At 64.9% G+C, this 9,472-nt stretch carries 12 protein-coding genes; 8 read left to right on the forward strand and 4 right to left on the reverse strand.

Going from position 1 to position 9,472, the window contains the following annotated elements; translation table 11 throughout:
* Positions 1–326: DUF1365 family protein (locus AC1DJT_RS29915; RefSeq protein WP_476835468.1), on the reverse strand; the 326-nt coding region annotated here is incomplete at its 3' end.
* Positions 323–1,681 carry an NAD(P)/FAD-dependent oxidoreductase gene (locus AC1DJT_RS29920; RefSeq protein ID WP_476835469.1) on the reverse strand — a complete coding sequence of 453 codons (1,359 nt, stop codon included), beginning with the start codon at positions 1,679–1,681 and terminating at the stop codon, positions 323–325. The genes AC1DJT_RS29915 and AC1DJT_RS29920, both read right to left, overlap by 4 nt.
* A 134-nt stretch (positions 1,682–1,815) precedes the next feature.
* Between AC1DJT_RS29920 and AC1DJT_RS29925 the strand changes: the two genes are divergently transcribed.
* The 6 genes from AC1DJT_RS29925 (at position 1,816) to AC1DJT_RS29950 (ending at position 5,924) form a co-directional block, all read left to right on the forward strand.
* Positions 1,816–2,382, forward strand: coding sequence for a hypothetical protein (locus AC1DJT_RS29925; protein WP_476835470.1), 567 nt, complete (start codon positions 1,816–1,818; stop codon positions 2,380–2,382).
* Between the two features lie 55 nt (positions 2,383–2,437).
* Positions 2,438–2,806, forward strand: coding sequence for a DUF2147 domain-containing protein (locus AC1DJT_RS29930; RefSeq protein ID WP_476835471.1), 369 nt, complete (start codon positions 2,438–2,440; stop codon positions 2,804–2,806).
* Between the two features lie 88 nt (positions 2,807–2,894).
* Positions 2,895–3,482 carry a sigma-70 family RNA polymerase sigma factor gene (locus tag AC1DJT_RS29935; RefSeq protein WP_476768014.1) on the forward strand — a complete coding sequence of 196 codons (588 nt, stop codon included), beginning with the start codon at positions 2,895–2,897 and terminating at the stop codon, positions 3,480–3,482.
* Positions 3,479–4,105 (forward strand): ChrR family anti-sigma-E factor, encoded by a 627-nt coding sequence (locus tag AC1DJT_RS29940; protein ID WP_476835472.1) that lies wholly within the window; start codon positions 3,479–3,481, stop codon positions 4,103–4,105. Before AC1DJT_RS29935 ends, AC1DJT_RS29940 begins: the two co-directional genes overlap by 4 nt.
* Positions 4,066–4,902, forward strand: coding sequence for a DUF1295 domain-containing protein (locus AC1DJT_RS29945; protein ID WP_476835473.1), 837 nt, complete (start codon positions 4,066–4,068; stop codon positions 4,900–4,902). The genes AC1DJT_RS29940 and AC1DJT_RS29945 overlap by 40 nt, the downstream gene beginning before the upstream one ends.
* The gene (locus AC1DJT_RS29950; protein ID WP_476767990.1) at positions 4,902–5,924 is read left to right on the forward strand and encodes an SAM-dependent methyltransferase; all 1,023 of its coding nucleotides are present in this window, start codon (positions 4,902–4,904) and stop codon (positions 5,922–5,924) included. The genes AC1DJT_RS29945 and AC1DJT_RS29950 overlap by 1 nt, the downstream gene beginning before the upstream one ends.
* Before the next feature lie 19 nt (positions 5,925–5,943).
* Here the strand turns inward: AC1DJT_RS29950 and AC1DJT_RS29955 are convergent, their stop codons facing one another.
* Positions 5,944–6,357 (reverse strand): DUF2177 family protein, encoded by a 414-nt coding sequence (locus tag AC1DJT_RS29955; protein ID WP_476767989.1) that lies wholly within the window; start codon positions 6,355–6,357, stop codon positions 5,944–5,946.
* A 290-nt stretch (positions 6,358–6,647) separates the two neighbouring features.
* Here AC1DJT_RS29955 and AC1DJT_RS29960 point away from each other — a divergent pair, with 290 nt between their 5' ends.
* Positions 6,648–7,355: an alpha/beta hydrolase gene (locus AC1DJT_RS29960; protein WP_476835474.1), complete on the forward strand. Its 708-nt coding sequence runs from the start codon at positions 6,648–6,650 to the stop codon at positions 7,353–7,355.
* Between the two features lie 734 nt (positions 7,356–8,089).
* Here AC1DJT_RS29960 and AC1DJT_RS29965 read toward each other — a convergent pair.
* Positions 8,090–8,866 carry an IclR family transcriptional regulator gene (locus AC1DJT_RS29965; protein WP_476767987.1) on the reverse strand — a complete coding sequence of 259 codons (777 nt, stop codon included), beginning with the start codon at positions 8,864–8,866 and terminating at the stop codon, positions 8,090–8,092.
* A 189-nt stretch (positions 8,867–9,055) separates the two neighbouring features.
* Between AC1DJT_RS29965 and AC1DJT_RS29970 the strand changes: the two genes are divergently transcribed.
* Positions 9,056–9,472: ABC transporter permease (locus AC1DJT_RS29970; RefSeq protein ID WP_476835475.1), on the forward strand; the 417-nt coding region annotated here is incomplete at its 3' end.

Consider the following 9,472-nt stretch of genomic DNA (forward strand, 5'->3'; position numbering starts at 1 on the left):
GTGCTGAGCGGATTGAACGCGTAGCCGAGGATGCGCGGCATGGTCAGCAGGCGGATCGGGCCGCCGTCATGCGCGATCCCGGCTTTGGTCAGGGTTTCCTCGATCTGGGGCCGCAGAGGCCGCCCGCTGCGATCCCCGTAATCCGCGTCGCGAAAGGCATAGAGATTGAAGCGGTTGCGCGAGAAGAAGCTGAGCTTCGCCGACAGCCGATCGATCTCGTCGAGATCGAGCAGCATCCAGAACACGCGATTGGCCAGCGCATGCGGGCGCGGCCGGAACCGATGATGCCTGACACGGCCGACATAGAGGGCGGATTGCAAGGTCATGCGGCCTGCTCCAACCGCGGCAGGATCGGAATGCGGCCGGATTCGTTGCGGACGCTCCATGGCCGGCGGACGCCGCCGAGCGCCTCGGCGACGGCAAGCCCCGCCTGCAGACCATCCTCGTGGAAGCCCGATCCGAAATAGGCGCCGCAGAACCAGCTTCGGCGCATGCCTTGCAAAGACCAGAGCCGTTCCTGCGCGTCGAGCGCCGCCGCGTCGAACAGCGGGTGTTCGTAGCTCTCCTCGTGGAGGATGGTCTCTTCGCGCAGCGTATCCGGCGGATTGAGCGTGACGAAGAAGGGCTGAACCTCCGGCAGGCGCTGGAGCCTGTTCATCCAGTAGGTGACCGCGCAGGCAGAATCCGGCTGCGCGCGATGACCGATATGGTTCCAGCTTGCCCAGGCGCGGCGGCGCTTCGGCATCAGTGTTTCATCACCATGCAGCACGGCGCGGTTGCGGCTGTAGCGGAAGGCGCCCAGCGCCTTGGCTTCAGTCGGGCTGGGATCGGCGAGCATGGCGAGCGTCTGATCGGCATGACAGGCAAAGACGACATGGTCGAAGGTTTCTGCCCACCCTTCGCCCGTCAGGACGACATCGTTGGCTTGGCGCAGGACCTGCCTGACCGGCGATCCGGCCCGGACTTCGCCCGAAAAGGCTGCCCGCAGTTTCTGCACATAGACGCTGCTGCCGCCTGTGATGGTGCGCCAGACCGGCCGGTCGCTGAGTTGGAGCAGCCCGTGATTGTGATGGAAGCGCAGGAAGGCGGCGGCCGGATAGGACAGGATCTCCCAGCAGGGAGCCGACCAGATCGCCGCCGCCATCGGCAGGAGATGATCGTCCCGGAAAGMGGCGCTGTACCCACCGGCTGCAAGATAGTCGCCGAGCGAGATATCAGCCGCGCGCCCCGCCAGCGCGTCCCTCGATGCGTTCCGGTAGAAGCGGGTAATGTCCTGCAGCATGGCCCAGAAGCGCGGGCGCACGAGATTGCTGCGCTGGGCGAACAGTCCTGCGACGCTGGTGCCACTATATTCAAGCCGCCCACCATCGAGCGACACGGCGAAGGACATCTCGGTCGGCTGCGTGGCGACGCGCAAATGGTCCATCAGCGCGATGAAGTTCGGATAGGTCGCCTCGTTGTAGACGATGAAACCGGTATCGACCGCCGTCTTGCCGCCGGCACCCGCAACGCGAACCGTGTTGGCGTGGCCGCCAAGGCGAGGCGCGGCCTCGAACAACACCACGTCATGCGCCTGCCCCAGCAGCCAGGCCGCCGAGAGACCGGAGATGCCGGCACCGATCACGGCGATCCGCATCGCCTTGCCCTGTGCCCGTTCCATCGTCGCTGCTTCATTGCTCATGACGGGTATACGCGGCACGGGCCGGACTKGATTTGCCGCCGCGCGCGCAAAAACGCGCCGGCCGAGTGACCCGTCAACGCACCTCCTGCGTAATCGAAGAAAGACCGAGACTTTCCGCGAGGGCGACGATGCTAATGAGCCGAATGAAGCGGGTGGTTACTTCGATCAGCGCCTACGCAGCGCATCCCGATCCGCGGGCCGCGATCGCCAATACCGTCGCGCTCGTGATCGTCTCCAACCAGCCATTCTATCCGCTCTATCTGGATTGGGCTGTCTCACCGGTCATTGCGCCTTCCTATGCCACCTTCCTCTCGACGCCCTTCTTCGTGGCGGTGCCAGCTGCCATGCGGCGCAGTGCCTTGCTCGGGCGATCGCTGCTTCTCGCCGCCGGCATCGGCAATACGTTGCTCTGCCKGGCCGCCTTTGGTCCGGGCTCAGGGGTCGAGGTCATCCTGTTTCCTTGCCTCATGCTGTCGCTGATGCTGTTTCGCCGCGCGGAGCGCCTCTTCGCTCTCGGCTTCGCGGGGCTKGCCTTCGTCGCCTATTTGCTGCCGGCCGCCTTCCTGGGGGCGCCGACACATCTGTACGGGCCCGACGAATACGCAGCCTTGCAGCGCCTGAATTTTCTGAGCGCTGCATCCCTGACCGCCCTGATCGGATGGCTGTTCGTCGGGCGTCTCGACAAATTCGCGCGCCGATGAAACCAGCGACACCCACGGAGCGTAGACGAGACGCATTCGCCGAAAGAACCTCATCATGACGCGCCTTCCGCTTGTCCTCGCCCTCGTCGCTTTTTCTGCCCACAGCGTTGCCGCAAGCGATCTCGACGGGACATGGTTGCGCGACGACGGCAATGCACGCGTGCGGATCGCGCCCTGCGGCGACAAGATCTGCGCCACCAATCTCTGGATCGGCGACCCCAGCAAGGGCGAGGCGGCCGGCGACAAGCTCGTCATGACGMTGGCCCGCCAGCCCGACGGGACCTTCTCCGGCAACGCCTACGACCCCAAGCGCGACTGGACCTACTCGATGACAATCACGGCGACACCGAGTGCGCTGACCACGCGCGGCTGCATCGTCGGGCGCCTGATCTGCCGTGACGTGAACTGGAAGGCCGTGGAGTGATGACGCCCGATCTCGTCCCGGTGATCCAGTGCGGAGCCGGCCGCGTATCTCGTATATGGTTCCCGCACTCGCCCTGACCGTCGACGGCATGCGCAACGCGGGAGCTGTCGCGCAAGGAGGTCGGTTTATCGTCTTGTTCGACCCCAACAGTCTGATTGCCGCCATTGCTCGCTCGGGCGACCGGGCGGCCTTTTCTGCGCTGTTCGACCATTTCGCGCCACGCGTGAAGGGATTGCTGATGCGCGGCGGCGCCCCTGCCGAGCTAGCAGAGGAGGTCGCGCAGGAAACGCTCTTGGCCGTCTGGCGCAAGGCAGCCCTGTTCGATCCGGCGAAGGCCAGCGCCTCGACCTGGATCGCAACGATCGCGCGCAACCTGCGCATCGACATCGCCCGCCGTGAGACCCGTTCGCGGCTGTCGCAAGTTTACGAGATCTTGGATGAAGAAGCCCCAGAACAACCCGATGCGATGCTCTCCGGCGCCGAACGCGATGCGCGCGTGCGGGCCGCGATGACCCAGCTTTCACCCGACCAGTACCGCGTCGTCGAACTCGCCTTCATAGAAGGCTTCAGTCATCAGGATGTCGCCAATCGCCTCGCCATCCCGCTGGGCACGGTGAAATCCCGCTTGCGCCTGGCACTGTCGCACCTGCGCGGCCGGCTGGAGGATCTGCGATGAGCATCTTGCATCGCCCGTCCGACGAGACGCTTGCCGCCTTCGCAGCGGGACAGCTCGACGAAGGCCTGGCGGTCGTCGTCGCCTGCCATATCGAGGCAAACCAGGAGAGCCGGCGGCGCCTGCGCGAGATCCAGGCCGTACAAGGCGCGCTGCTGGATGCAGTCGAGCCAGTCGCAATGGGTTCCGGCCCAAGTCCTGCGGCCATTGCGGCACGACCCGAGGCAGCGTCGGTTGCGGCCGCCCCGATGTCCGAAGCCGGGATGCCCAAGGTGCTGCGTCCCTATGGCCTCGGTCCCTGGCGCCCGATCGGCATCCGCATCGCCATGCGACGCGTCGAGGTTCCCGGAGCAGAAGCGCGCGTCTTCATGCTGCGCGCCGGGCCCGGAATCTCCCTGCCGCACCACAAGCATACCGGGTTCGAATGGACCACGATTCTCGCTGGCGCCTATGAGCATGAATATGGGCGCTACGCAGCCGGCGATTTCGACGAGGCCGATGCCGAGCATGACCATACGCCGCGGGTCGATCCCGTCGAGGGCTGCACCTGCATCGTCGCGATGACCGGGAGCGTGCAGTTGCAGGGATGGCTCGGCCAGCTGCTGCAACCGCTGGTGCGGTTTTGACGATCGCGTCCTTCGCAGCAGCTCTGGTCTTCGTGGCCGTGGCCATGTCGGCCTTCATGGCCTTGGCTACACTGGTCGAGCGCCGCACCGGCAATTCCGGCTGGATTGACGTGGTCTGGACTTTCGGGCTGGGCCTGACGGGTATCGCCGGCGCTTTGCTGCCTTTCGGGGCGGGGCCAATGTCACGACGCTGCGCCGTGGGGGGGCTCGCATTGGCCTGGGCGCTTCGGCTCGGCCTGCACATCGCGCGACGGACGGYCGGCATCACCGAAGATCCCCGCTATGCCAAGCTGAAGCGGGACTGGGGCAGCGCCGCACCACAACAACTGGCCCGGCTGCTGCAGATGCAGGCGCTGGTCAGCATTCCCCTGGGATTGGGGATCCTCCTCGCGGCACATAGCCCCGCGCCAGCGCTGGGCTGGCGAGATTTTGCTGGTGTCGCCGTGTTCGCCGCCGGCCTTGTAGGAGGCGCCATTGCCGATGCGCAATTGCGGGCCTTCGCGCGCTCGGGAGCGGGCGGCGTCTGCGACTCTGGCCTGTGGCGCTGGTCGCGGCATCCCAACTACTTCTTCGAGTGCCTGCTCTGGTGCTCCTATCCCGTGATCGCGCTCGCGACCGGCTACCCCTGGGGCTGGCTCGCCTTGCTGGCGCCGGCCTGCATCACGCTCCTGCTCACCCGCATCTCCGGCATACCGCCCCTGGAAGAGCACATGCTCGCCAAGCACGGCGAGGCCTATCGCGCATACCAGCATCGAACCAGAGCCCTGATCCCGCTGCCGCCGAAAGGAGCGACGTGATGACGATCATGCAGAAGCTTTCGACCTGGGGCGAAGGGCTGCCCGTTCCCGATGCCGTCAGCCGCATGGTGATCGGGTCGCTGGTCGGGCGCACGGCGCGCGCGCTGGCGGCGCAGTCGGCCGATGCCGCAGCCTTCGCCCGTGGCATGGCGGACTTTCCGATCGCCGTTCATACCGATGCCGCCAACGCGCAGCACTACGAGGTGCCGGCCGCCTTCTTCGATCAGGTGCTCGGTCCGCGGCGCAAGTATTCCTGCTGCTACTATGCCGATCCCGGCGATACGTTGGCCGCAGCAGAAGAGAAAGCGCTGGAACTGACCGCGGAACATGCCAGCCTGGCCGATGGCCAGGATATCCTCGAACTCGGCTGCGGCTGGGGCTCGCTGTCGCTGGGGATGGCGGAGCGCTATCCGCAGGCGCGGATCGTATCGGTCTCCAACTCGGCTTCGCAACGCGCCTATATCGAAGAGCAGGCGCAGCGCCGCCATCTCGGCAATCTCCGCGTCGTCACCGCCGACATGAACGAGTTCGAGACGGAGAAGCGTTTCGATCGCGTCGTCTCCGTCGAAATGTTCGAGCACATGGCGAACTGGCGCGAACTGCTCGGGCGCGTTCGTGGCTGGCTGAAGCCTGACGGTCGGCTCTTCATCCACGTCTTTGCCCACCGGCAGGGCTGCTACCGTTTCGACACCGCCGATACGGGCGACTGGATCGCGCAGCATTTTTTCACCGGCGGCCTAATGCCGAGCGCGACGCTCGCGCACCAATTCCCCGATCTCTTTACCGTGGAGGCCGAGTGGCGCTGGAGCGGCGAGCACTACCGCGCCACAGCCGAGGACTGGCTGGCGAATTTCGATCGCAATCTCGCGAAGATCGATCCGATCCTGCGCCAGACCTATGGCGAGGATGCGCCGCTCTGGCGCCGGCGCTGGCGGCTGTTCTTCCTGGCGACGAGCGGACTGTTCGGCCATGCCGGCGGCGACGCCTGGGGCGTCCATCACTACAGGTTGAGGGCGGCCTGACCGATTGGCCGGGCGGGGACTAGACCCAGCCCCAGCCAACAAGGCGCCGGACCACGATAAAGGCGACCCATGTGCACAGGCCGACGACGACCGTGCCATAGACGAGGTCGACGAGCGTGATCGTCAGCGTCCAGGGCCGCAGCGTAGCGTAGTTCGTCAGGTCGTAGGTCGCATAGGCCAGCAGGCCGATGAGCGCGCCATTGAGCAAGGCGGCGCTCGCGCTGCCGTCACGCAGCGCGGGCATCAGCGCGAAATCCACGACCCCTAGCGGAAAACCGAAATAGAACAGCGCCGCCGGCCAATAGCGCACCTGCTCGACGATCAGATCGCCGAGCGCAGGCCGGTAGAGCCTCGTTGTCATCGTGCCCAGCCAGATGGCGTCGCATATGCCGAAGGCGATGAGGAAGGCGACGTAACCGGCAACGAAGCGCATGGCAATCTCCCTGGTCTTGCGGGAGATACGCCGAGCGGGATGGCTTGGTTCAGTTCCGCTTGCGATCCTCGCCTATCGCCATGGAAATCCGTTCCGGGGGCGGAGCGTATAATAGGCGTTATCTCCTCGGCCCCAGGCGACCATGACGATCCGGATTATCCGACGCACCATCTTGCCGCTGCTTGCCGGACTTGCCTTGCCTGCCTGCGCAGCCCTGCGCAGCCCTGCGCCCCGGCGCCCTGACCGAAGGCGCGCGTGATGTGGCCTATGGCCCGCATCCCCGGCAGCGCATGGATATCTACGTGCCTTCCGGTGGCGGGAGAGCGCCGAAGCCGGTGGTGTTCTTCATCTATGGCGGGTCCTGGGCCAACGGGGCCAAGGAAACCTACTCCTTCGTGGGGGACGCGCTTTCGGCTCGCGGCTTTGTCACGGTGATCGCGGATTACCGCTTGGTCCCGGAGGTCCGCTTTCCGGTCTTCATCGAAGACGGCGCGCAGGCGCTGCGTTTCGTGCGAGACAACATCGCACACTTCGGCGGCGCCCCGGGGGCGATCCACCTGATGGGGCATTCGGCAGGCGCCTACAACGCGATGATGCTGACGCTGGACAAGCGTTATCTTGCCGCCGTGGGACTACGCGCCGGCGATATGCKGTCCATTGTMGGCCTCTCCGGGCCCTACGACTTTCTCCCGTTCGATATCGACGTGACGAAGGAAGCGTTTGGGAACGCGCGCGACCCCGCCCAGACTCAGCCTATCAACTTTACTAGGCGCGACGCACCGCCGGTCTTTCTCGCCACGGGATCGGAGGACACGACGGTGCTTCCGCGCAACAGCGAGCGCCTTGCGCTAGCGCTCCGAAAAGCGGGCGCGCGATCGGTGTCGCTTAAGATTTATCAGGGCCTCGGCCATGCCGGCGCAGCCATAGCGCTGTCTCGGATTCTGCAATGGCAAGCGCCGGTTCTCGACGACGTCGTCGCATTTCTTCAGGCCACTTGAGGTGGGGGGCTGGCGAGTTTTGCACCAGCAACGGTTCCACCCCGCGTTCCGCCCTGGAGCGCCGGGAAACGGACGTTCCAGATGTCGGCTAAGGGCCATCCTTCACCGTTTGGCGGTTTGCCGCGAACGTCTTACTTGGGTCGAGAGCGGGCCTTGAGCAGATCAATCGGGTATGTCCGCTTCCGGGCGATGGGCCAGAGTCGGCTATTGGCGCGTTCCGCCCCGAGGCGGGAGGGCGGTTCTGGCCAATTCCGGACTTTGACAGCGTCCGCTGTCGGGCGTCTTGGTTCATGAACCATCCGGTGTTAGCCAGTGGCCGTTAGCTATCCTTTAGGCCTTCGCCATTGGCGGCATTGTCCTCGCGGTAAATGTCGCACGTTCTCGTGAGAAGACGCGCGCTCTCCGTTGCGTGTCCGATGGTTCTGCAGCTTTCTCTCGGTGGGTCTGGAGCGCACCATTGGACTAAACCGCTCTCGCGGTAGGGCGCTGCGTCATCGTCGGTGCTGAGATTTCTCGGTTTGAAGCGCTGCATCCGAGGATTTGGCGGTCGTTCCCCCTGGTACTTGGAGGCTTCCATGACCGAGCCTGCTGTCAGCCCGCTGCGCCAGCGGAAGATCGAGAACATGACCATCCGCCGATTCGGTGAGCACACGCAGCGCGACTAAACTTCGCTCCCTGTTCCTTGATGTCACCGCATATGAAGGACTGCCCGGCGCGACCGATGACGTTGACCGCTACACCGGGCGCAGGGGTTTGATCGTCGTGCCCATGCAGCTGGCGAGCTCGTTGATATGCTCCTTCATCCACTGCTCGGTCATCAGCTCCAGCGGTACGCTGAAGGACACTGCCATGTTGGCTTCATGCGGATAGCGCCCGGCGAAGGGTAGGCCCAGCCCGCCCTGGCCCAAGAAATAATACCCCATATTGATGGCATAGCCGCGCTGCCGAGCCGCGGTCACCTGCGAGCGAACGACGGACGCATCCACCGGACGCTCCGAAGGATGCTTGATGTAGCGCTCCTCGTTCCAGGCGATGATCTGGTCGGAAGCCGCATCGTCCAGCAGCGCAAGCACCGCCAAGCTACCCGCACCCACACCCATGGGTACGCGCGCGCCGACCCCCATCGAAAACTGGTGCCGCTCGAAGCGGCTGATCATCTCGGCACAGACTGCATCCACGCCGGATTGCATCATCAGATAGACGGTGAAACCGGTGCGGCGCACAAATTCGGTCATCCCGGGCCGCATATTGTCGATCTGCGGCTCCAGCCGCGTCTGCCGGCGCGCCAGTGTCTCGACCGCTGGTCCGGAGCGGTAATGACCATAGCGGCTCCCGGGTTCAGCAAAGCCTTTTCGCAGGAGCGCGGTGAGCGTGCGATGCGTCGCCGATTTCGCGCTGCCTGCGTGCTCGGAGATTTCGGCAAGGCTCAGGCCTTCAGGCCCTGCTTGGGCGAGAATGAGGATGATGTCGAGCGCTCGCTCGGCATTGAGGGACGACTCGGATTGCTTCATAGCCAAAATGTAATTCCTAATATCGGAATTTCAATAAGTTCTTTGTGCCAAATAACGGAATACATTGACAGCGATTGAGGCGGTGGCCTAGCTTTCCGTTGGCTGGGCTCGGCGCCGCGCGAACCTGGAGAGTTCTACGCGCCGGCTCAACCGCTTCAGGGCCTTGCAGCAGGCCGTCCGGGGGGCTGGATGCTTTCATTTGCGCTAAAGCGCCTTGGCTTTGCCTTCGTAACGGTCTTCAACGTTCTGACCGTCGTCTTCCTGATCGTGCGCGTGCTTCCCGGAGATCCCGTCATGGTGATCCTCGGCGATCAGGCGAGCCCCGCCAGCGCGCAGGCGCTGCGCGAGAAGCTCGGCCTCGACAAGCCGCTTCTCGCGCAATACGGCGATTTTCTCCTTCAGGCGGCGCAGGGCAATCTCGGCAATTCGATGTCCTCCGGCCGGCCGGTCATGGAGGAAATCCTGGCCGTGCTGCCCTATACGATCGAGCTCACCATCGCCTCGCTCATGCTGGGCTGCCTGCTCGGCGTGCCCGCGGGTGTCTGGGCCGCCGTCCGACGCGGCCGGCTGCCCGACTACGCCTTGCGCCTCCTGTCGCTGCTGGGC

Source organism: Allobosea sp. 05T422_2 (genome assembly GCF_056396265.1).

What these genes read in the sequence shown, in the direction of transcription:
- AC1DJT_RS29965 (WP_476767987.1), bottom strand. Translation starts at nt 8,866, where the DNA reads ATGAAGCAATCCGAGTCGTCCCTCAATGCCGAGCGAGCGCTCGACATC.
- AC1DJT_RS29950 (WP_476767990.1), top strand. Translation starts at nt 4,902, where the DNA reads ATGACGATCATGCAGAAGCTTTCGACCTGGGGCGAAGGGCTGCCCGTT.
- AC1DJT_RS29935 (WP_476768014.1), top strand. Translation starts at nt 2,895, where the DNA reads ATGCGCAACGCGGGAGCTGTCGCGCAAGGAGGTCGGTTTATCGTCTTG.
- AC1DJT_RS29940 (WP_476835472.1), top strand. Translation starts at nt 3,479, where the DNA reads ATGAGCATCTTGCATCGCCCGTCCGACGAGACGCTTGCCGCCTTCGCA.
- AC1DJT_RS29955 (WP_476767989.1), bottom strand. Translation starts at nt 6,357, where the DNA reads ATGCGCTTCGTTGCCGGTTACGTCGCCTTCCTCATCGCCTTCGGCATA.